The 20,413-nt window shown below is 61.5% G+C and carries 18 protein-coding genes; 8 read left to right on the plus strand and 10 right to left on the minus strand.

The window, feature by feature from the left end; translation table 11 throughout:
• Window positions 1-22: 22 nt before the first annotated feature.
• Window positions 23-841 carry a pyrroline-5-carboxylate reductase gene (gene proC / locus D882_RS0129565; protein ID WP_027926562.1) on the minus strand — a complete coding sequence of 273 codons (819 nt, stop codon included), beginning with the start codon at window positions 839-841 and terminating at the stop codon, window positions 23-25.
• Window positions 842-876: 35 nt separating this feature from the next.
• Window positions 877-1,563 (minus strand): YggS family pyridoxal phosphate-dependent enzyme, encoded by a 687-nt coding sequence (locus tag D882_RS0129570; protein ID WP_027926563.1) that lies wholly within the window; start codon window positions 1,561-1,563, stop codon window positions 877-879.
• Window positions 1,564-1,620: 57 nt separating this feature from the next.
• Here D882_RS0129570 and D882_RS0129575 point away from each other — a divergent pair, with 57 nt between their 5' ends.
• Window positions 1,621-2,655 (plus strand): type IV pilus twitching motility protein PilT, encoded by a 1,035-nt coding sequence (locus D882_RS0129575; RefSeq protein WP_027926564.1) that lies wholly within the window; start codon window positions 1,621-1,623, stop codon window positions 2,653-2,655.
• 132 nt (window positions 2,656-2,787) lie between these two features.
• Here the strand turns inward: D882_RS0129575 and D882_RS0129580 are convergent, their stop codons facing one another.
• Window positions 2,788-3,405 (minus strand): C40 family peptidase, encoded by a 618-nt coding sequence (locus D882_RS0129580; protein ID WP_027926565.1) that lies wholly within the window; start codon window positions 3,403-3,405, stop codon window positions 2,788-2,790.
• Between the two features lie 250 nt (window positions 3,406-3,655).
• On the opposite strand from D882_RS0129580, the gene D882_RS0129585 reads away from it, so the two are divergent.
• Window positions 3,656-4,087, plus strand: a complete 432-nt coding sequence (locus tag D882_RS0129585) for a TM2 domain-containing protein (protein ID WP_027926566.1) — start codon at window positions 3,656-3,658, stop codon at window positions 4,085-4,087.
• Window positions 4,088-4,174: 87 nt separating this feature from the next.
• On the opposite strand, the gene D882_RS0129590 is transcribed toward D882_RS0129585, so the two are convergent.
• From D882_RS0129590 to gshB, 7 genes are all read right to left on the minus strand, one after another.
• Window positions 4,175-5,446 carry a dihydroorotase gene (locus D882_RS0129590; protein ID WP_027926567.1) on the minus strand — a complete coding sequence of 424 codons (1,272 nt, stop codon included), beginning with the start codon at window positions 5,444-5,446 and terminating at the stop codon, window positions 4,175-4,177.
• On the minus strand, window positions 5,443-6,462 hold the full coding sequence (locus tag D882_RS0129595; protein ID WP_027926568.1) for an aspartate carbamoyltransferase catalytic subunit: 1,020 nt from the start codon (window positions 6,460-6,462) through the stop codon (window positions 5,443-5,445). Before D882_RS0129595 ends, D882_RS0129590 begins: the two co-directional genes overlap by 4 nt.
• A gap of 27 nt (window positions 6,463-6,489) precedes the next feature.
• Entirely contained in the window at window positions 6,490-6,993 is a 504-nt protein-coding gene (gene pyrR, locus D882_RS0129600; protein WP_027926569.1) for a bifunctional pyr operon transcriptional regulator/uracil phosphoribosyltransferase PyrR, read from the minus strand.
• 99 nt (window positions 6,994-7,092) lie between these two features.
• The gene (ruvX, locus tag D882_RS0129605; RefSeq protein WP_007945492.1) at window positions 7,093-7,530 is read right to left on the minus strand and encodes a Holliday junction resolvase RuvX; all 438 of its coding nucleotides are present in this window, start codon (window positions 7,528-7,530) and stop codon (window positions 7,093-7,095) included.
• Window positions 7,530-8,102, minus strand: a complete 573-nt coding sequence (locus D882_RS0129610) for a YqgE/AlgH family protein (protein WP_027926570.1) — start codon at window positions 8,100-8,102, stop codon at window positions 7,530-7,532. The genes ruvX and D882_RS0129610 overlap by 1 nt, the downstream gene beginning before the upstream one ends.
• A gap of 103 nt (window positions 8,103-8,205) precedes the next feature.
• The gene (locus tag D882_RS0129615; RefSeq protein ID WP_027926571.1) at window positions 8,206-9,105 is read right to left on the minus strand and encodes an energy transducer TonB; all 900 of its coding nucleotides are present in this window, start codon (window positions 9,103-9,105) and stop codon (window positions 8,206-8,208) included.
• Between the two features lie 105 nt (window positions 9,106-9,210).
• Entirely contained in the window at window positions 9,211-10,182 is a 972-nt protein-coding gene (gene gshB / locus D882_RS0129620; RefSeq protein WP_027926572.1) for a glutathione synthase, read from the minus strand.
• Between the two features lie 225 nt (window positions 10,183-10,407).
• Here gshB and pilG point away from each other — a divergent pair, with 225 nt between their 5' ends.
• From pilG to D882_RS0129650, 6 genes are all read left to right on the plus strand, one after another.
• Window positions 10,408-10,812 carry a twitching motility response regulator PilG gene (gene pilG / locus D882_RS0129625; RefSeq protein WP_027926573.1) on the plus strand — a complete coding sequence of 135 codons (405 nt, stop codon included), beginning with the start codon at window positions 10,408-10,410 and terminating at the stop codon, window positions 10,810-10,812.
• A 57-nt stretch (window positions 10,813-10,869) separates the two neighbouring features.
• Complete coding sequence (gene pilH, locus D882_RS0129630) at window positions 10,870-11,235, plus strand: twitching motility response regulator PilH (protein WP_027926574.1); 366 nt, start codon at window positions 10,870-10,872, stop codon at window positions 11,233-11,235.
• A gap of 10 nt (window positions 11,236-11,245) precedes the next feature.
• A complete protein-coding gene (locus tag D882_RS0129635; protein WP_027926575.1) occupies window positions 11,246-11,779 on the plus strand; it encodes a chemotaxis protein CheW in 534 nt (177 codons plus the stop codon).
• A gap of 68 nt (window positions 11,780-11,847) precedes the next feature.
• Complete coding sequence (locus D882_RS0129640; protein ID WP_027926576.1) at window positions 11,848-13,905, plus strand: methyl-accepting chemotaxis protein; 2,058 nt, start codon at window positions 11,848-11,850, stop codon at window positions 13,903-13,905.
• Between the two features lie 49 nt (window positions 13,906-13,954).
• Window positions 13,955-19,861 carry an Hpt domain-containing protein gene (locus D882_RS0129645; RefSeq protein ID WP_027926577.1) on the plus strand — a complete coding sequence of 1,969 codons (5,907 nt, stop codon included), beginning with the start codon at window positions 13,955-13,957 and terminating at the stop codon, window positions 19,859-19,861.
• Complete coding sequence (locus D882_RS0129650) at window positions 19,854-20,312, plus strand: chemotaxis protein CheW (RefSeq protein ID WP_027926578.1); 459 nt, start codon at window positions 19,854-19,856, stop codon at window positions 20,310-20,312. Before D882_RS0129645 ends, D882_RS0129650 begins: the two co-directional genes overlap by 8 nt.
• Window positions 20,313-20,413 lie beyond the last annotated feature (101 nt).

Here is a 20,413-nt window from a genome sequence, read left to right on the forward strand (position 1 = left end):
TTGATTCCTTTGTAAGAGCTGATTAGCGACCGAGCTGCTCAGCCATCTCGGCCGAGCGATGCGCGGCGGCGCCGAGTGCTGTTTCGACCAGGGCTTCAAAGCCACCGGCCTGGAACGACTTGATCGCAGCTTCCGTGGTGCCCGCAGGCGACGTGACACGACGACGCAGTTCGGCGGCATCGACATCGCTGGCAACCGCCATGTGCGCGGCGCCCAGCGCGGTTTGCAGGGTCAGTTGTGCGGCGATGTCTGCTGGCAGGCCAAGTTTCACGCCGGCGGCGGTCATGGCTTCGATCAGCAGGAAGAAGTACGCCGGGCCGGAACCGGACACCGCGGTGACTGCGTCCAGTTGCTGCTCTTCGTTCAGCCACAGGGCGATGCCCACGGCCGAGAGCAGTTCTTGAGCTTGCTGGCGTTGATCGGCGTTCACTTCGGCGGTGGCATACAAACCGCTCACGCCCTGACGCAGCAGCGCCGGGGTGTTGGGCATGCAGCGTACGATCGGCTGGGCGCCGAGCCAGTTGTTCATGCTGGCGCAGGTGATGCCTGCGGCAATCGATACCACCAGTTGATTCGGCTTGAGGCTCGGGCGAATCGCTTCGCACACGGCTTTCATCGCCTGAGGTTTGACCGCCAATACGACGACATCGGCGTCCTGGATGGCGTCAGCGTTGTCAGCGAAGACTTCGATGCCGTGTTCGGCGGCCACCTTGGCGCGGGTTTCTGCACCCGGATCGCTGGCGCGGATTTGCGAGGCGTCCAGACCTTTGGCGCGCAGGCCGCCGATCAGGCTGGCGGCCATGTTGCCGGCACCGATAAAGGCAATACGGGTTTTGCTCATGTCAGGTCCTTATAAATAGAAGAGTCGGCCATTGTTCATGGTTGACCGTAGTCGCGGGCGCCAAACAGGGCCGTACCGATGCGGACCCATGTGGCGCCCATGGCGATGGCCGACTCGAGGTCATGGCTCATGCCCATGGAAAGTGTGTCCAGCGGCAGATCCAGGCTGGCTTGCAGGCGTTGTACGGCAGCAAAAGCGGCATCCTGTTCGGCACGATCATCCGTCGGCTCGGGAATCGCCATCAGCCCGCGCAAATTGAGGCGCGGCAATTCGCTGATGGCCTTGGCCAGGGCCGGCAGGTCGGCCGGGGTGCAGCCGGATTTGCTGGCTTCACCGCTGACGTTGACCTGGATGCAGATGTTCAGGGGCGGCAGATCGGCAGGACGTTGTTCGGACAGGCGTTGTGCGATTTTCAATCGATCCACGGAATGCACCCAGGCGAAGTGCTCGGCGATAGCGCGAGTCTTGTTCGATTGAATGGGGCCGATGAAGTGCCAGATCAAGGGCAGGTCGGCCAGTTCGAGCTGTTTGCCCAAAGCCTCCTGCAGGTAGTTCTCGCCAAAGTCACGCAGGCCGGCGGCGTACGCTTCGCGCAGGGCTTGGGCGGGTTTGGTCTTGCTCACGGCCAGGAGCTGAACGCTGTGCTCATCGCGCTGGGCGGCCAGGGCGGCGGCACGGATGCGTGAACTAACCTGAGCAATGTTGTCTGCTATCGTGGACATTCAATGTGCGCCAGCGGTCTGAAGGTTCGCGGCATTCTACTGGAATTGAGGGGCGCTATGGATATCACTGAACTGCTGGCTTTCAGCGCTAAACAGGGCGCATCCGACCTGCACTTGTCCGCCGGCCTGCCACCGATGATCCGTGTCGATGGCGACGTGCGACGCATCAACCTGCCGGCCCTCGACCATAAACAGGTGCAGGCGCTGATCTACGACATCATGAACGACACCCAGCGGGTGGACTTCGAGAAACACCTGGAAACCGATTTTTCCTTTGAAGTGCCCGGCGTGGCGCGTTTTCGGGTTAACGCCTTTAACCAGAATCGTGGCGCAGGCGCAGTGTTCCGGACCATTCCGTCAAAAGTCCTGAGCATGGACGACCTCGGCATGGGTGAGGTATTTCGCAAAATCACCGACGCGCCACGCGGGCTGGTGCTGGTGACGGGGCCGACCGGCTCCGGCAAGTCCACTACGTTGGCGGCGATGATCGATTACCTGAACAACCATCGCCATCACCACATCCTCACCATCGAAGACCCGATCGAGTTCGTCCACGAATCGCGCAAATGCCTGATCAACCAGCGCGAAGTGCATCGCGATACGCGCAGTTTCGCCACGGCGCTACGCTCGGCGCTGCGGGAGGACCCGGACGTGATTCTGGTGGGGGAGATGCGGGACCTGGAGACCATTCGCCTGGCGCTGACCGCCGCCGAGACAGGGCATCTGGTGTTTGGCACGCTGCACACCACCTCAGCGGCGAAAACCATCGACCGGGTGGTGGATGTGTTTCCGGGGGATGAGAAATCGATGGTGCGCTCGATGCTGTCAGAGTCGTTGCTGGCGGTGGTGTCGCAGTCGCTGGTGAAGAAGATCGGCGGCGGGCGAATTGCGGCGCACGAGATCATGCTCGGCACGTCGGCGATTCGTAACCTTATCCGCGAAGACAAGGTTGCACAGATGTACTCGTCGATTCAGACCGGCGGGAACCTGGGGATGCAGACGCTGGATATGTGCTTGAAGGACTTGGTGACCAAAGGCTTGATCAGCCGCGAGCAGGCGCGGGAGAAGGCGCGGTCACCGGATAACTTTTGAGGGGTGAACGCGGACCTGTGGCGAGGGAGCTTGCTCCCGCTGGGCTGCGAAGCAGACCTAAAAACGGGGAGCGCTGCGCACTCCAGCGGGAGCAAGCTCCCTCGCCACAAAAGCCGCGAAGGCGTCAGCAGATCAGCGCTGAACAACCTGAAGTGTGTTCTTCTCTTTCGGCAGGACCCGCTTGGCAACCACGTAGTGGCTTTCCCAGTACGGTTTTTTCAGCGTGTCGATGGTCACCGACTTGCCACGGCGTGGCGCGTGGATGAAGCGGTCGTTGCCCAGGTAGATGGCAACGTGATTGACCCGACGACTCTTGATGTTGAAGAAAATCAGGTCGCCCGGCTTCAAATCGCTGCGATCGACTTTCTCGCCGTGACCACTGGCCATGGCGTTAGAGGTGCGCGGCAGGTCAAACGTGGCGTCGTTAAACGCGTATTTCACCAGGCCACTGCAGTCGAACCCTTTACTTGGGCTGCTGCCGCCCCAACGGTAAGGAGTACCTAGGACGTTTACAGCGCGGCTCAGCACGTTGCTGCTGGTCTTGCTCGCCATCGGCGGAACAAGCTTGCTGTTGTCGCTCAGCTGGGCCGAGTGTTTTGTATTTTGTTTGTTTTTGCTCGAAGGAGCAGAAACATGGGATTTTGGGGTGTAACCATTAACGTTTGGAAGACGTTGCTCACGATTGGTGGCGTGGGCGGCCAGTGGCATCAAAAGGCAAATGGTTAGCCATGTCTTGAAAAATGGACGCATTAGGCAGGGCTCGAATAGGTGAACGCGCAACTTTATAACAGCTTTTTTTGTCCTTCCGAGGCCGTTGGTCGATTCAACCTGGGGGTCAATGGAACCAAACAAGCGGCAAATAGACGCAATTGTCGGACAGAAGTCAGGTGCTATAAGGCTTTGACGGACATCACGGTACCATTTGCCATACGTCGGCAACCTGTAAAAAAGTCACAAAGATTTAAAGAATATTTATCTATCGTGTGAATCGAGGTGCTCCATGAACAGCTATCAACAGTCCGCCGCGCATCAAGATACGCACAGCAAAGTGATCGGATATCTGCTGTGGATTTTCGGTTTTACCGGCGCTCACCGCTTCTATTACGGCAAGCCGGTGACCGGGACGATCTGGTTCTTCACCCTTGGCTTGCTGGGAATTGGCTGGCTGATCGACGTTTTTCTGATTCCGGCAATGGACCGTGAAGCAGACCTTCGGTTCACCGCGGGACCGATCGAATACAACGTGGCGTGGATTCTGCTGACGTTTCTCGGGGTGTTCGGCGTACACCGGATGTATCAGGGGAAGTGGATCAGCGGGTTGCTGTACCTGGTGACGGGCGGGTTGTTCTTTGTCGGGGTGCTGTATGACTTCTGGACGCTCAATGACCAGGTTTCGGTGCGTAACGCCCAGAACAGAGGCGCTTTCCAGTAAGCCATCGCTGGCAAGCCATGCTCCTACAGGGTGTTCATACACAATCCCGTAGGAGCAAAGCCTGCTCACGATTGCAGCGACGCGGTATTACGCCTGGTGGCTAATCCGCCCATCCACCAAGGTGTAACGCACCACACCCGGCAGGCTATGCCCAATGAACGGGCAGTTCTCACCCTTGGACAGCCAGGTTTCACCCGCCACGGTCGACGCTGCAGGGTCGAACAGCACGATATCCGCCGGCCCACCCACTGCCAGCTTACCGGCCGGCAAACGTAGCGCTTCGGCAGGCCCGGCACTCAACCGCGCCAGCAACGTCGGCAGGTCCAGCAAACCATCCTCCACCAGCGTCATTGCCAGCGGCAGCAGCAACTCAACACTGCTGATGCCCGGCTCTGTCGCGCCGAACGGCGCCAGTTTGGCGTCGCGCTCATGCGGTTGGTGGTGGCTGGAGATGGCCGAGATCACCCCCGATTTCACCGCCGCACGCAGGCCGTCGCGGTCGGCGCGGGTGCGCAGCGGCGGCTGGACGTGGTAGAGGCTGCTGAAGTCGATCAAGGCTTCATCGGTCAGGATCAGCTGATACAGCGCCACGTCGGCGGTCACCGGCAGCCCACGGGCCTGGGCCTGGGCGATCAGGGCCACACCGCGAGCGCTGGTGAGCTGGCTGAAGTGCGCACGTACGCCGCTTTGCTCGACCAGCAACAGGTCACGGGCCAGGGCCACGGTTTCAGCGGTTTCCGGAATGCCCGGCAAACCGAGGAAACTCGCGGTCGGACCTTCATGGGCCAGGCCACCTTCGGCCAGGTCGTGGTCCTGCGAGTTGAAAATCACCGTCAGGTCGAACGTCGCTGCGTATTCCAGCGCCCGGCACAGGGTGCGGGTGTTGCGGAAACTGTCCAGGCCGTTGCCGAAGGCCACGCAACCGGCATCGCGCAGGGCAACGAGCTCGGCCAGTTGCTCGCCGTCCAGGCCTTTGCTCAGGGCGCCAATCGGGAAGACTTTGGTGTTGCCGGCTTCACGGGCGCGGTCGAGGATCAGTTCGGCTACGGCCGAGGTGTCCAGCACCGGTTTGGTTTTCGGCGGGCAGCACAGGCTGGTCACGCCACCCGCGGCCGCGGCGCGGGTTTCGCTGATGATCGAGCCTTTGCGGCTGTAGCCCGGCTCGCGCAGGGCGACGTTCAGGTCAACCAGCCCGGGGGCGGCCACCAGGCCTTGGGCGTCAAGGGTGTCGACCGCGACAAAACCGGCTGGCGCGGCGCCCAGGCCGACGATCTTGCAGGCTTCAATGTGGATGTCAGTCACTTTATCCAGGCCAGAGGCTGGATCAATCACGCGTGCGCCGAGAATGCTGAGCTTCACTGGGCGTTCTCCTGCTCGAATTGGCCTTGCTCGAATTGACGTTGCGCAGTCTGCCCGCTCATGGCCATCGACAGCACGGCCATACGAATCGCAATACCGTAGGTGACCTGGTTGAGGATCACCGAGTGCGGACCGTCGGCCACCGCCGACTCAATTTCCACGCCACGGTTGATCGGCCCCGGGTGCATGACGATGCAATCCGGCTTGGCCCCGGCCAGGCGTGCGGTGGTCAGGCCGAACAGGCGGTAGAACTCGCCTTCGCTCGGCAACAGGCCGCCGGCCATGCGCTCGCGTTGCAGGCGCAGCATGATCACCACGTCGACGTCTTTCAGGCCTTCGGTCATGTCGGTGTAGACCTTCACGCCGTATTGCTCGATACCGATCGGCAGCAGGGTTTTCGGCGCGATCACGCGAATGTCCGGGCAACCGAGGGTTTTCAGCGCGAGCATGTTCGAACGTGCCACCCGCGAATGCAGGATGTCGCCGACGATGGCCACCGAGAGGTTTTCGAAGCCGCCCTTGTGGCGACGGATGGTCAGCATGTCGAGCATGCCCTGCGTCGGGTGCGCGTGCCGGCCGTCGCCGCCGTTGATGATCGCCACTTGCGGGCAGACGTGCTCGGCGATGAAGTGCGCCGCGCCGGAGTCACCGTGACGCACGACAAACATGTCGGCGGCCATGGCTTCCAGGTTGCGCAGGGTGTCGAGCAGGGTTTCGCCCTTGCTGGCTGACGAGGTCGACACGTTCAGGGTGATCACGTCCGCCGACAGCCGCTGGGCCGCCAGTTCGAAGGTGGTGCGGGTGCGGGTGGAGTTTTCGAAGAACACGTTGCACACGGTCTTGCCGCGCAGCAACGGGACTTTCTTCACCGCCCGGGCACCGACTTCAAGGAACGAGTCGGCGGTGTCGAGGATTTCCGTCAGCAACTCGCGGCGCAAACCGTCGAGCGAGAGGAAGTGGCGCAGCTGGCCCTGATCATTGAGCTGCAGCGGGCGCTTGGTATCTAGAGGCGTCATCGCGAGGGGGACTCTCAATAGGGCGGATTAAAGGGCGAGGTCTTGCAGTTCAAGCTTGAGCTCGGGACCGGACAGCTTGACCCGTTCGTGAGCGGCCAGCGAAAGCGTCGCGCCAACCACATCCGGACTGATCGGCAACTCGCCGGCGTCGAGGTCCAGCAGGCAAACCAGCGTTACGCTGGCCGGGCGGCCGTAGTCGAACAGTTCGTTCATGGCGGCGCGGATGGTCCGGCCGCTCATGAGCACGTCGTCGATCAGCACCAGGTGCTGGCCTTCGATCTCGAACGGCAGCGCCGACGGGCGAACTTGTGGGTGCAGGCCGTTCTGGCTGAAGTCGTCACGGTAGAAGGACACGTCCAGGGTGCCGAGCGGCGAGTCGCTGCCCAGTTCTTCGAGCAACGCCTGGGCGACCCAGACGCCGCCGGTACGGATACCGATGTAACGCGGTTCGCTGATGCCACGGTGTTCCAGGTGGGCCTTGAGACGGATCGCCATCTGGCTGATCAGTTCGGCGGGATTGGGCAGGCTCATGGTTGCTCCTTCTTGGGCCCGAGCCGGGTGCTGCTTGATGGGTGGCTCGGGGTGTCGCTATAGAGAGTCGCCTGCGGCGGCTCTTGAGGATTCATTGCTTCAGGATTCGAACAGCGCGCTGTTCTCGTCGAGCCAGCCTTGCAGCAGCAGGGCGGCGGCGATGGCGTCGACCGGGTTGTCGCGGTAACTGCCTTTTTGCCCGCCGCGATCACGTCGCTCGCCTTTGGCTTCAAACGTGGTCAGGCGTTCATCGTGGGTATAGAAGGGCAGGTTGTAGCGGCCATTCAGGCGGCGGGCGAATTTTTCCGCGCGCAGGCACATGTCGCTCGGGGTGCCGTCCATGTTCAAAGGCAGGCCGACCACCACTGCGTCGGGTTTCCACTCCTTGATCAGGGCTTCGACCTGATTCCAGTCGGGAACGCCGTTCTGCGCCTTCAAGGTGCACAGCTCGCGGGCCTGGCCGGTAATCACCTGGCCGACCGCGACGCCGATCTGTTTGGTGCCGTAGTCAAAACCCAAGATCAGGCGCAGGGCCATCAGGCGTGCCCCGCCTGACTGGTCAGCAGGCTGAGATTGACGCCCAAATGTTTGGCCGCCGCTTCCAGGCGCAGTTCGCTGCTGGTGTTGAACAGGATGTCGGCGTCGTACGGGCAGGTCAGCCAGGCGTTCTGCGCCAGTTCGGCATCCAGTTGCCCGGCTTCCCAGCCGGCGTAACCGAGGGCGATCAGGCTTTTCGCCGGACCCACGCCGTCGGCAATGGCGAACAGCACGTCCTGGGAAGTGGACAGGGACAGATCGTCTTCCAGATCAACGGTCGCCTGATAGCCCTGCCCCTTGGGATGCAGGACAAAACCACGATCGGTCTGCACCGGTCCGCCGATGAAAATCGGCACATGCCGGCACAGCGCTGGCGGCTCGATGTCCGGGCGCAGTTGCTCGAGGATCTCGGCCAGGTTCAGGTCTTGCGGGCGGTTGATCACCAACCCCATGGCACCATTGGCGGTGTGCTCGACGATGTAGGTCAAGGTGTGCGCAAAGTTCGGGTCGGCCATGTGAGGCATGGCGATCAGGAAGTGATGCTTGAGGTAGCTGGGGCTGACGTTCTTCATGAGCGCTAGTGTGGCGTTGGAGGGGCAAACTGACAAGCTGGGGATGCATAGGAAATGCCGCAAAAAACCGCTAACAACACAGATTCCTGTGGGAGCGGGCGTGTCAGTTACTGGACAGTCTGTCCCCACGCGCAAACTTCCACGTGCGGATGATTTCCAGGCGGTCGATGTCCGAAAGGTCCCCGGTAAACGGCGCAAACGGCGCGGCGAGCCTGACGATCCGCTGCGCCGCCTGATCCAGCAACGGCTGCCCGGACGACTCCAGCACCAACACTTCATACAGCGAGCCATCGCGGTTGATCGAGACCATTAAGCGCAAATTGCCGTAAATCTGTTGGCGGCGAGCTTCATCGGGGTAGTTGAGGTTGCCGATGCGCTCGACCTTCTTGCGCCATTCATCCTTATACCAGGCACCTTTGTCGCGCATGGTCGAGGCCGCGCTCAAGCGGTGGATGCGCGGGCGTTTGGCATACAGCTGTTGTTCGTTGGCCAGTTCCGCTTCGAGGCTGGCGATGTCGCTGGACAGCTGGGAACTGTCAAACGTCGGCGCGGCCACTTCCGCTTTGGTCTGAGGTTTGACCTCTTCGTTCTTGGCCGGGGCTTTTTTCGGCTTCGGTGCGATGGTCGTCACGGCAGCCTTGGGCGGCGCTTCCTGCACTTCAGGCTTGGCGGCGGGCGGTGGCGTGACTTTTTGTACCTTGTTGTCCTGGAACGGCGCGACCTCGGTGGTCTTGGGGATGGCCTTTTTATCCAGGGTGCCGCTGCCTTGCTGATTTTCCTGGGCGAGGAAATCAGCTTTCTCGGGCTTTTTTTCGCTTTTGAAGGTGGCGAGGGTGATTTCCAGGGTTTTGCTGATCTGTTTGGGCTCGACCATCGTAAAGCCGACGCCCAACAGCAAGGCCAGGTGAATCAACGCTGCAAGAAACAGGGTAAAACCGAGGCGATCGGCCGGGCGCACGCCACGATGGGCGAGTTCAGCGGGCAGATCGGACGGGAGTGTCATGGCAGAAAAACCAACATCGCGTTTTTACGGGCTCGGCATGATAACGCAATGTTGGTTTTTAGCTTCAAGCTTCAAGCAGTAAGCGACAAGCTGCCGGCGTGCGTTTCAAACTTGAGGCTTGCGGCTCGCAACTTGAAGCTGCTTCTGTATCGCATCCATCAGCAGACCACCAATGTCGGTGCCGAACGCATTATCAATCTCGCGAATGCACGTCGGGCTGGTGACGTTGATTTCGGTCAAATGTTCGCCGATCACGTCCAGACCCACGAACAGCAGGCCTTTCTCGCGCAGGGTCGGGCCCACTTGTGCGGCGATCCAGCGGTCCTTGTCGGTCAATGGGCGAGCTTCGCCACGACCGCCGGCCGCCAGGTTGCCACGGGTTTCGCCAGCGGCAGGAATGCGCGCCAGGCAATAATCCACGGGCTCGCCGTCGATCATCAGGATGCGCTTGTCGCCATCGACGATGGCCGGCAGATAACCCTGGATCATGATTTGCTGCTTGCCATGCAGGGTCAGGGTTTCGAGGATCACCGACAGGTTCGGGTGGCCGGCGGTGTGACGGAAAATCGAGGAACCGCCCATGCCGTCCAGCGGTTTGAGAATCACATCGCCATGATGGTCGGCGAATTCGCGCAGCACATCAGGGCGACGGCTGACGATGGTCGGCGGCGTGCACTGCGGGAACAGCGTGGCGAACAGCTTTTCGTTGCAGTCACGCAGGCTCTGCGGTTTGTTGACCACCAGCACGCCATCGCGCTCGGCCTGCTCCAGCAGGTAGGTGGAGTACACAAACTCCATGTCGAACGGCGGATCCTTGCGCATGAGGATCACGTCCAGATCGCTCAGCAGCGCATCGGTCTCGGCTTCCAGTTCGAACCACTTTTGCGGGTTGGCGAAGACTTTCAGCGGTCGCATCCGCGCTCGCGCCTGGCCTTCAGCCTGGTACAAATCACCCTGTTCCATATAGAACAGTTCCCAGCCGCGCTTCTGCGCGGCCAGCAGCATGGCCAGCGAGCTATCCTTTTTATAGGAAATGCTGGCAATAGGATCCATGACAATCCCGACGCGAACGCTCATGGGTTTTTCCTCGAAAATGGATGGTCCGAACGGACATGAAAAAGTGGCGTCAGAGTGGCGCTGAGTGTGTTCCCGGTCAAGGAAAAACCACCGCAAAGACCGGCCGATAGATTGCATTTGGAGACTGTGCTAAAAAGGCTGCCATGCCGTGCTGGCCCTTGAGCATCAAGGGTTTCCAGCCACCAAACGGACAATTTGTTTCGCAAAGGCGACGGTAGAGCATTTATGGATCAGCATTCCAGCGCCTTGAAGGTCATGGTGATCGACGATTCGAAGACGATTCGTCGCACCGCCGAAACGCTGTTGAAGAATGTGGGTTGTGAAGTCATTACGGCCATCGACGGTTTCGATGCGCTGGCCAAGATTGCCGATAATCATCCCGGCATCATCTTTGTCGACATCATGATGCCGCGTCTGGATGGCTATCAGACCTGCGCTTTAATCAAGAACAACAGTGCGTTCAAGTCCACGCCAGTGATTATGCTGTCGTCCAAGGACGGGCTGTTCGACAAGGCCAAGGGGCGCATCGTCGGCTCCGACCAGTTTTTGACCAAGCCTTTCAGCAAGGAAGAACTGCTGAACGCGATCCAGGCCCATGTTCCGGGCTTCGCCGCCGTTTTGCCGCAGTAGGACACGCACAGTGACGCTCGGCCAGCGGGCCCGGCGTCGACAAGAATGGGGAAGACCATGGCACGTATTCTGATCGTCGATGATTCGCCGACCGAAATGTACAAACTGACCGGCATGCTGGAAAAGCACGGTCACGAAGTGTTGAAAGCCGAGAACGGCGCCGACGGCGTGGCCCTGGCCCGTCAGGAAAAACCTGACGCCGTGCTGATGGACATCGTCATGCCTGGCCTCAACGGTTTCCAGGCGACCCGCCAGCTGACCAAAGACCCGGACACAGGGCACATCCCGGTGATTATCATCACCACCAAGGATCAGGAAACCGACAAGGTCTGGGGCACGCGCCAGGGCGCCAAGGACTACCTGACCAAACCCGTCGACGAAGAGACCCTGATCAAAACCCTCAACAACGTACTGGCCGGTTGATCGTCCGGCCATGACCGAGTCGCTGACGGCTTTCGAACTGCTGCTGCAGATCGACCAGCGCTGTCGTCTGCTGGCGGCGGACCTGCCGTCGCAACCGACCCGCCAGGACAGTTGGAGCGGCATCGGTTTTCGCATGGGCGAGGATTGGTACGTCGCGCCGATGGGCGAAGTCAGCGAAGTCCTGCATGAACCGCGTTTCACTCAGTTGCCGGGCGTCAAATCCTGGGTCAAAGGGGTCGCCAACCTGCGTGGGCGATTGCTGCCGGTCATGGATTTGTGCGGTTTCTTTGGCCACGAAGTCTCGGCGCCGCGCAAGCAGCGGCGGGTACTGGTGGTGGACCATAACGAGGTGTTTGCCGGGTTGCTGGTCGACGAAGTCTTCGGCTTGCAACACTTTGCCCAGGACAGCCTGGAGCCGGCAGATCAGGCGAGCGGGCCGATGTCGGCGTTCGTCAAAGGCCGGTTCCAGCGCGAGCAGGCCTGGCAAGTGTTCAGTCCGTTTGCGCTGGCGCAGTCGCCAGGTTTTATGCATGTGGCGCTGTAAACCCCATCCCCTGCTCCTACAGGGTTTTCGGCAAGCATTAAAGGGTGTTGGTTAACAGGCGAGGACTGATGATAAAAACAAAAACAGGCAAGCCAGAAGGATCGCGCAGTCGCTCGCAGATCATCGTGCTGTTTATCGCGCTGATCGTGTTCATCATGCTGCTGTTCGCCAATTTCGCTTACCTCAACACCCAGGCCACGTACGACAAACAGTACATCGGCCACGCCGGTGAACTGCGCGTGCTGTCCCAGCGCATCGCCAAAAATGCAACCGAAGCCGCCGCCGGCAAAGCGGCGGCGTTCAAGCTGCTCAGCGATGCGCGCAACGACTTCGCCCAGCGCTGGGGCTACCTGAAGAAGGGCGACCCGGCCACCGGCCTGCCACCCGCGCCGTCCACCGTGCGCCCGGAAATGCGCGCCGTGCAGCTCGATTGGGAACGCCTGCTGAAAAACACCGACGCCATTCTCTCCAGCGAGCAGACCGTGCTGTCCCTGCATCAAGTCGCCGCAACCCTGGCCGAAACCGTGCCGCAGTTGCAGGTCGAGTACGAGAAAGTCGTCGAGATCCTCCTGCAACGTGGCGCCCCGGCAGCGCAGGTAGCGATGGCCCAGCGTCAATCGCTGCTGGCCGAGCGCATTTTGGGCGCGGTGAACACTGTGCTGTCCGGCGACGAAAACTCGCAGCAAGCCGCGGATGCCTTCGGTCGCGACGCCGCGCGTTTTGGCCAGGTGCTCAACGGCATGCTTCAGGGCAACGTGGCGCTGCGCATCAGCCAGGTCGAGGACCGCGATGCGCGCGCCCGTTTGACCGAGATCTCCGAACTGTTCGAATTCGTCTCCGGTTCGGTGGATGAAATCCTCGAAACCTCGCCGGAACTGTTCAAGGTCCGCGAGTCGGCCTCCAACATTTTTACCCTGTCGCAAACCCTGCTCGACGAAGCCTCGCACCTGGCCACCGGTTTCGAAAACCTCGCCGGCGGGCGCAATACCGACACCATCGGCGGCTACGTGCTGGGGTTGCTGGCGCTGACGTCGATCATCCTGATCGGCCTGGTGATGGTTCGCGAAACCAACCGCCAGCTTCAGGAAACCGCCGAGAAGAACGAACGCAACCAGAACGCGATCATGCGCCTGCTGGACGAAATCGAAGACCTGGCCGACGGCGACTTGACCGTCACGGCCTCGGTGACCGAAGACTTCACCGGGACCATCGCCGATTCGATCAACTATTCCGTCGACCAATTGCGTGACCTGGTGGCGACCATCAACCTCACCGCCGGCCAGGTCGCCGCCGCCGTGCAGGAAACCCAGGCCACCGCCATGCACCTGGCGCAGGCCTCGGAGCATCAGGCGCAGCAGATTTCCGAAGCCTCCACGGCTATTAATGACATGGCCCAGTCCATCGATCAGGTCTCGGCCAACGCCGCCGAATCGTCGGCGGTGGCCGAGCGCTCCGTGGAAATTGCCAACAAGGGCAACGAGGTGGTGCACAACACCATCCACGGCATGGACAACATTCGCGAACAGATTCAGGACACCGCCAAACGCATCAAGCGTCTGGGGGAGTCTTCCCAGGAAATTGGCGACATCGTCAGCCTGATCGATGACATTGCCGACCAGACCAACATCCTCGCGCTCAACGCGGCGATTCAGGCGTCGATGGCCGGTGACGCCGGGCGTGGTTTTGCGGTGGTCGCCGATGAGGTGCAGCGCCTGGCCGAGCGCTCGTCCGCCGCCACCCGACAAATTGAAACCCTGGTGCGGGCGATCCAGACGGACACCAACGAAGCGGTGATTTCCATGGAGCAGACCACCACCGAAGTGGTGCGTGGCGCGCGGCTGGCGCAGGATGCCGGTGTGGCCCTGGAAGAAATCGAAGGGGTATCGAAGACCCTCGCCGCGTTGATCCAGAGTATTTCCAACGCGGCGCAGCAACAAACCTCTTCGGCCGGGCAGATTTCCCTGACGATGAACGTGATTCAACAGATCACTTCGCAGACCTCGTCCGGCTCCACCGCCACCGCCGAGAGCATCGGCAACCTGGCGAAAATGGCGAGTCAGCTGCGGCGTTCGGTGTCCGGCTTCACCTTGCCGGCCGCCAAGGCGCAGGCGGCAGACAAAGCGTGAACCGTCCACAGGCGTATGATTTTTGATTGGCGTAGGGACTGGAGTGGTTATGGGTGATCGGCACGACTATGTGGCCCTTGAGTGGGTCAAAGGCGAGATTGCCGAAACGCTGAAGCTGGCTCATCAAGCCATCGAAACCCTGCTTGATGACCCACAGGCGTTGTACGCCTTGAACGATTGCCTGGCGTATATCCATCAGGTTCACGGCAGTTTGCAGATGGTCGAATTCTACGGCGCAGCGTTACTCGCCGAAGAGATGGAACAGTTGACCAGCGCCTTGCAGCAGGACCGCGTCAGCCATCGTGACGAGGCGCTGCACCTGTTGCTGCAAGCCCTCGGGCAACTGCCGATTTACCTCGACCGGGTGCAAAGTGCGCGCCGGGACTTGCCCTTGGTGGTGTTGCCACTGCTCAACGATTTGCGCAGTGCCCGAGGTGAAACCCTGCTCTCGGAAACCAGCCTGTTCAGCCCGCAACTGGCGGATCTGCCGCCGTTGGACGAAGCTTCACTGACACGGCTGGAACCCGCGGACTTCGCCAACGTGTTGCGTAAATTACGGCAGATGCTGCAGGTGGCGCTGGTCGGGTTGCTGCGCGAACAGGATGACCAGACCCACCTCGATTATCTGGCGAGGGTTTTTTCGCGCCTCGAAGGGCTGTGCGCAGGGGCGCCCCTGAGCCCGCTGTGGCAAGTCGCCTCGGCGCTGGTCGAAGGCATGCGCGCCGGTGTGATCGCCAACAGTCCGGCGTTGCGCAGCCTGTTCAAGGAAGCCGACCATGAGCTCAAGCGTCTGCTGGAGCAAGGCTTCCACGGCATCAATCAACCGGCACCGCCGGAGCTGCTCAAGAGTTTGCTGTTCTACATTGCCAAGGCCGACCATCCCACCGGGCAGATGCTGACCATGAAAGATCGCTACTCACTGGACGATGCGTTGCCCGACAGCGCGATGGTCGATGAAGAACGGGCACGGCTGGCCGGCCCCGACCGCGATGCCATGCGTTCGGTGCTGGCTGCGCTTTGTGAAGAACTGGTGCGGGTCAAGGAGCGCCTCGACCTGTTCGTGCGCAGCGACCGCCAGCACACCTCGGACCTCGACAGCCTGCTGGCGCCGCTGCGGCAGATCGCCGACACCCTGGCGGTGCTGGGGTTTGGTCAGCCGCGCAAAGTCATCATCGATCAGCTGGCAGTGGTGCTGAGCCTGGTTCAGGGCCAGCGCGAACCCAACGACGCGATCCTCATGGACGTTGCGGGCGCCTTGCTCTATGTCGAAGCCACCCTGGCCGGCATGGTCGGCACCGTGGAGCCCGAGAGCCGGGAAGAAAGCCGCCTGCCGACCACCGACCTGACGCAGATTCACCAGATCGTCATCCGCGAAGCGCGCATCTGCCTGCAAGAAGCCAAGGACATGATCGTCGACTACATCGACGCCGACTGGGATCGTCAGCATCTGCAGGCATTGCCGGCCTTGCTGACGCAGGTGCGCGGCGCGTTGGCGATGATCCCGTTGAGCCGGGCGGCGAGCCTGATCGAAACCTGCAATCACTTTATCCGCGAGCATCTGCTGCTGGAGCCGGACCAGCCCGGTTGGCAGGAACTGGACAGCCTCGCCGACGTGATTTCCAGCATCGAGTATTACCTGGAACGCCTGAGTGACGACCCCGAATCCCCGGGCGAAAAGCTCCTTGATGTCGCCGAAAAAAGCCTGGCATCGCTCGGGTTTTTCCCCAGCGAAACGCATGTGCCGATGCTCGATGAGGTGCTCAGCCCAAGTGAAGCGCAGGTCATGCAGGACCAGCAGGGGCTCGATGACCCCGAGACCGTGCAGTCGCTGGCCGATGTGCTGGCCAGTCCCGTGTCTTCGGTCAATCCGCCGGCCCTGACCACGCCAGGCAGCCTGTTACCGCCCCCCGTCGGTGAAGAGCCGGTCGACGATGAGCTGCGCGAAGTCTTTCTCGAAGAGACCGATGAGGTCCTCGATATCCTCCAGGAATTCTTGCCGCGCTGGGCCGCCAACCCCGACGACAAGCCTGCCCTGAGTGAGCTGCGCCGCGCCTTTCACACGTTGAAAGGCAGTGGCCGGATGGTTCGGGCGCTGGTCTTGGGCGAGCTGGCATGGGCGGTGGAAAACCTGCTCAACCGCGTGCTGGAAGACAGTGTCGCGCCAGGTGCCGCCGTGCAACAACTGCTCACCGATGTACTGAATTTACTGCCGGAGCTGGTGGCCGAGTTCGCCGGAAATACCCAGCGGCAACGCAACGATGTCGACCAATTGGCGGTGCGAGCGCACGCCCTCGCCAAGGGCGATGCGCCGGCCAGCGATGAAGACACGCAGGACGTCGCGGCCCTCGATCCGCTGTTGCTGGAGATCTTCCGCAAAGAAGCCGAAACCCATCTGGCCAGCCTCAACCGCTTTCTCGATCAGGCCGCCGAGCATGTGCCGCTGCAGGCCAGCGATGAGTTGCAGCGCGCCTTGCACACGCTCAAGGGCAGCGCCTCGATGGCCGGTGTGTTGCCGATTGCCGAACTGGCGACGCCGCTGGATCAACTGGCTCGCGAATACAAGGCGCACCTGATTGCGCTGGACCTCGACGAAGTTGAGCTGTTGCTGGAAGCCGAAGGGCTGTTTCGGCTCGGCTTGCGCCAGCTCAAGACCGATCCGCTGGCCGGGATTCGCGGTGCCCGCTCATTGATCGAACGCACTCAGGCGTTGCTCGCTGAACGTCTGCAATCGCTGTTGAGCACACCCAATACCGCACTGCGAACCAAGCGTGATCCGCAGTTGATCAACAACTTCCTGGCCCAGGGCATGGACATCCTGCTGGACGCCGAAAGCCTGTTGCAGCGCTGGCAGCAGCACCCCGGCGAACGTCAGGAACTGACCGCGCTGCTTGATGAACTGACCACCCTCGGCGAAGGCGCGCACCTCGCCGACTTGCATCCGGTGGACGCGCTCTGCGAAGCCTTGCTCGACCTGTACGGCGCAGTGGAAGAGAGCAGCCTGGCGGTCAGCGAACGGTTTTTCCATGAGGCGCAAAGTGCTCACGAAGCGCTGATCAACATGCTCGACGAACTGGCCGCCGGCCAGGAGGTCAGCCCGCAGCCGGAACGCATCCGGGCCTTGCGCGGGTTGCTCGATGAAAGTCTGGATCCGTCCTCCATGGGCCTGATCCGCAGTGATGGCAGCCGGACCCTGAGCATTCGGGAACTGAGCAGCGCCACCGCCGAACTGGAGCAGGCCGCAACCCAGGTGGATCTGGACGATGAAATCGTTTCGATCTTCCTCGAAGAAGCCGTGGATATTCTCGAAAGCGCCGGCCAGGCCCTGCAACGCTGGTTGAGTGACCCGGACAACGCCGCGCCGCTGTCGTCCTTGCAGCGCGATTTGCACACGCTCAAGGGCGGGGCGCGGATGGCTGAAGTCGAGCCGGTCGGCGACCTCGCACATGAATTGGAAAGCCTGTACGAAGGCTTGGTGGACCGCCGTTACACCTACAGCGAAACCCTGGCGCAGTTACTGCAAAAGAGCCATGACCGGCTCGCGGTGCTGCTGGAGCAGTTGCAGAATCAGCAATCGCTGGGCAACCCGGGCGAGCTGATCGAGGCGATTCGCGCGTTTCGTCAGGGCAATACGAACACCGCCGAAGTGCCGGAGCCAGCGCCAGCGCCAGCCAAGGATTCGCCGGGGCATGATCCAGAGTTGCTGGAAATCTTCCTTGAGGAAGGTTTCGACATCATCGAAAACTCCGGCGCTGCGCTTGTGCGCTGGCAAGCCGAACCGTCGAACCGGCAGGAAGTAGAAACCCTGCTGCGTGATCTGCACACGCTCAAGGGCGGTGCACGCATGGTCGAAATCGCCCCGATTGGCGATCTGGCCCATGAGCTGGAATTTCTCTACGAAAGCCTCTCGGCGGGCACCCTGCAACCGAGCGCGGCGTTGTTCACCTTGTTGCAAAGCAGTCACGACCGCTTGGCGCAGATGCTCGATGCGACCCGCGCCGACCAGCCATTGCCGCCGGCCGACCGACTGATCGATGCGATCAGGAATTTCAGCCACCCGGCCGTGCTTCAGCCGGCCGCTGTAACGCCTGTTGTCGCCAAGCCCGAGGCGCCCGCGCTGCAAGCCGACGCGGGCGCCGACATGGTCAAGGTCTCGGCGGAGCTGCTCGACGATCTGGTCAATCTGGCCGGTGAAACCTCGATCTTCCGCGGCCGTATCGAACAACAGGTCAACGATGCGCGGGTCACCCTGAGCGAGATGGAAACCACCATCGAGCGGATGCGCGACCAATTGCGCCGGCTCGATACCGAAACCCAGGGGCGGATTCTCAGCCGCCAGCAAGTCGACGCCGAACGCCTGGGCTACGAAGAATTCGACCCGCTGGAAATGGACCGCCACTCGCAATTGCAGCAACTGTCGCGGGCGCTGTTCGAGTCGGCCTCTGACTTGCTCGACCTCAAGGAAACCCTCGACCGGCGCAACCAGGATGCGGAGAACCTGTTGCAACAGCAGGGCCGCATCAATACCGAGTTGCAAGAAGGCCTGATGCGTACGCGCATGGTGCCGTTCGAACGGATGCTGCCGCGCTTGAAACGCATCGTTCGCCAGGTCTCCAGCGAGTTGGGCAAGGACGTGGAATTCATTGTCGGCAACGCCGAAGGCGAGATGGACCGCAACGTCCTCGAGCGCATGGCACCGCCGCTGGAGCACATGCTGCGCAACGCCGTGGACCATGGGCTGGAATCGGCCGAGGTGCGCATCGCTGCCGGCAAACCGGCCAAGGGACGGATCACCCTCGATCTGTCCCGGGAGGGCGGCGACATGATTTTCGACATCCGCGACGACGGTGCCGGCGTGCCGCTGGACGCAGTGCGGCGCAAGGCAATCAAGCGCGGTTTGCTGGCTGCGGACGCTGAGATCAGCGACCGCGACGTGTTGCAGTTCATCCTGCAACCGGGGTTCTCCACGGCCGAGAAGATCACCCAGATTTCCGGACGTGGCGTGGGCATGGACGTGGTTCATGAAGAAGTTCGCCAGCTCGGCGGCACGATGGTCATCGACTCGGTGCCGGGGCAGGGCGTGCATTTTCGCATTCGCCTGCCGTTCACCGTGTCGGTCAACCGCGCGCTGATGGTGCAGTGTTTTGATGATCAATACGCGATCCCGTTGAACACCATCGACGGCATCGTCCGCGTGCTGCCCAACGAGCTGGAAGGGCATTACCGCCTCGATCCTCCGCGGTACAAATACGCCGGGCAGGATTACGAACTTTGCTACCTCGGCGAGCTGCTGAAAACCAGCACCCGCCCGAAACTGTTGGGCCAAAGCCTGCCGTTGCCGGTGTTGCTGGTGCAATGCAACGAGCGGCACATTGCAGTTCAAGTCGACTCCATGGCCGGTACCCGCGAGATCGTGGTGAAAAGCCTCGGCCCGCAGTTCGCCGCGGTGCAGGGATTGTCCGGGGCGACGATTCTGGGCGATGGCCGGGTGGTGCTGATTCTTGATTTGCTGGCGCCGATCCGCGCCATGCAGGTGCCTGCGCCGCAACAGGTGCAGACCCAGGACACCGAAGTCGAGCCACACAAGCCCTTGCTGGTGCTGGTGGTCGATGACTCGGTGACCGTGCGCAAGGTCACCAGTCGTTTGCTCGAACGCCACGGCATGAACGTGCTGACCGCCAAGGACGGAGTCGACGCCATGTTGCTGCTCGCAGAACACATGCCGGACGTGATGCTGCTGGACATCGAAATGCCGCGCATGGACGGCTTCGAAGTCGCGACCCAGGTGCGCGCAGACGAGCGTTTGCAGCACCTGCCGATCATCATGATCACCTCACGCACGGGCCAGAAACACCGCGACCGCGCGATGGCCATCGGCGTCAACGACTACCTCGGCAAGCCGTACCAGGAATCGGTGCTGCTCGAAAGCATCGCCCTGTGGAGCAAATCCCATGCTTGAGCATCGCGCCAGCAACCTCACGGGCCTGTTGCTGCCCTTGGCCGACCGCAACCTGATCGTGCCCAATGTCGCGGTGGCGGAGCTGATCGACTATCAACCGGGGGCGTTCGACCTCGATACACCGCCGTGGTATCTGGGCTTGGTGAAGTGGCGGGACCGGCAGATTCCGTTGCTGAGTTTTGAGTCAGCGTGCGGCCAGAAAATCGTCATCGGCGAGCGGGCGCGGATCGTGATTCTCAATGCCCTCGGTGGACGACCGGAGCTGAAATTCATCGCGCTGCTGGTGCAGGGGATTCCACGCTCCTACAAACTCGACAGCCAGTTGAGCTATGTGGATGTGCCGTTGTGTCCGCTGGAACAGGCGGCGGTGCAGGTGGGGGAGCAAGTGGCCAAGGTGCCGGACTTGCTGGCGCTGGAGGAGTTGCTTGTGAGTGCAGGGTTGATCAATTGATCCTGGATTACTGATCGTTCCCACGCTCTGCGTGGGAATGCCTCTACGGACGCTCTGCGTTCGGCTCTGGATGGGACGCAGAGCGTCCCGGGCTGCATTCC

Source organism: Pseudomonas sp. URMO17WK12:I12 (assembly GCF_000514395.1).
GTDB classification, from domain to species: Bacteria; Pseudomonadota; Gammaproteobacteria; order Pseudomonadales; family Pseudomonadaceae; genus Aquipseudomonas; species Aquipseudomonas mucoides.

What these genes read in the sequence shown, in the direction of transcription:
- D882_RS0129650 (WP_027926578.1), top strand. Translation starts at nt 19,854, where the DNA reads ATGCTTGAGCATCGCGCCAGCAACCTCACGGGCCTGTTGCTGCCCTTG.
- D882_RS0129635 (WP_027926575.1), top strand. Translation starts at nt 11,246, where the DNA reads ATGACCGAGTCGCTGACGGCTTTCGAACTGCTGCTGCAGATCGACCAG.
- gshB (WP_027926572.1), bottom strand. Translation starts at nt 10,182, where the DNA reads ATGAGCGTTCGCGTCGGGATTGTCATGGATCCTATTGCCAGCATTTCC.
- D882_RS0129645 (WP_027926577.1), top strand. Translation starts at nt 13,955, where the DNA reads ATGGGTGATCGGCACGACTATGTGGCCCTTGAGTGGGTCAAAGGCGAG.
- D882_RS0129570 (WP_027926563.1), bottom strand. Translation starts at nt 1,563, where the DNA reads ATGTCCACGATAGCAGACAACATTGCTCAGGTTAGTTCACGCATCCGT.
- pilG (WP_027926573.1), top strand. Translation starts at nt 10,408, where the DNA reads ATGGATCAGCATTCCAGCGCCTTGAAGGTCATGGTGATCGACGATTCG.
- D882_RS0129580 (WP_027926565.1), bottom strand. Translation starts at nt 3,405, where the DNA reads ATGCGTCCATTTTTCAAGACATGGCTAACCATTTGCCTTTTGATGCCA.
- D882_RS0129610 (WP_027926570.1), bottom strand. Translation starts at nt 8,102, where the DNA reads ATGAAGAACGTCAGCCCCAGCTACCTCAAGCATCACTTCCTGATCGCC.
- D882_RS0129595 (WP_027926568.1), bottom strand. Translation starts at nt 6,462, where the DNA reads ATGACGCCTCTAGATACCAAGCGCCCGCTGCAGCTCAATGATCAGGGC.
- proC (WP_027926562.1), bottom strand. Translation starts at nt 841, where the DNA reads ATGAGCAAAACCCGTATTGCCTTTATCGGTGCCGGCAACATGGCCGCC.
- pilH (WP_027926574.1), top strand. Translation starts at nt 10,870, where the DNA reads ATGGCACGTATTCTGATCGTCGATGATTCGCCGACCGAAATGTACAAA.
- D882_RS0129585 (WP_027926566.1), top strand. Translation starts at nt 3,656, where the DNA reads ATGAACAGCTATCAACAGTCCGCCGCGCATCAAGATACGCACAGCAAA.
- D882_RS0129640 (WP_027926576.1), top strand. Translation starts at nt 11,848, where the DNA reads ATGATAAAAACAAAAACAGGCAAGCCAGAAGGATCGCGCAGTCGCTCG.
- D882_RS0129575 (WP_027926564.1), top strand. Translation starts at nt 1,621, where the DNA reads ATGGATATCACTGAACTGCTGGCTTTCAGCGCTAAACAGGGCGCATCC.
- pyrR (WP_027926569.1), bottom strand. Translation starts at nt 6,993, where the DNA reads ATGAGCCTGCCCAATCCCGCCGAACTGATCAGCCAGATGGCGATCCGT.
- D882_RS0129615 (WP_027926571.1), bottom strand. Translation starts at nt 9,105, where the DNA reads ATGACACTCCCGTCCGATCTGCCCGCTGAACTCGCCCATCGTGGCGTG.
- ruvX (WP_007945492.1), bottom strand. Translation starts at nt 7,530, where the DNA reads ATGGCCCTGCGCCTGATCTTGGGTTTTGACTACGGCACCAAACAGATC.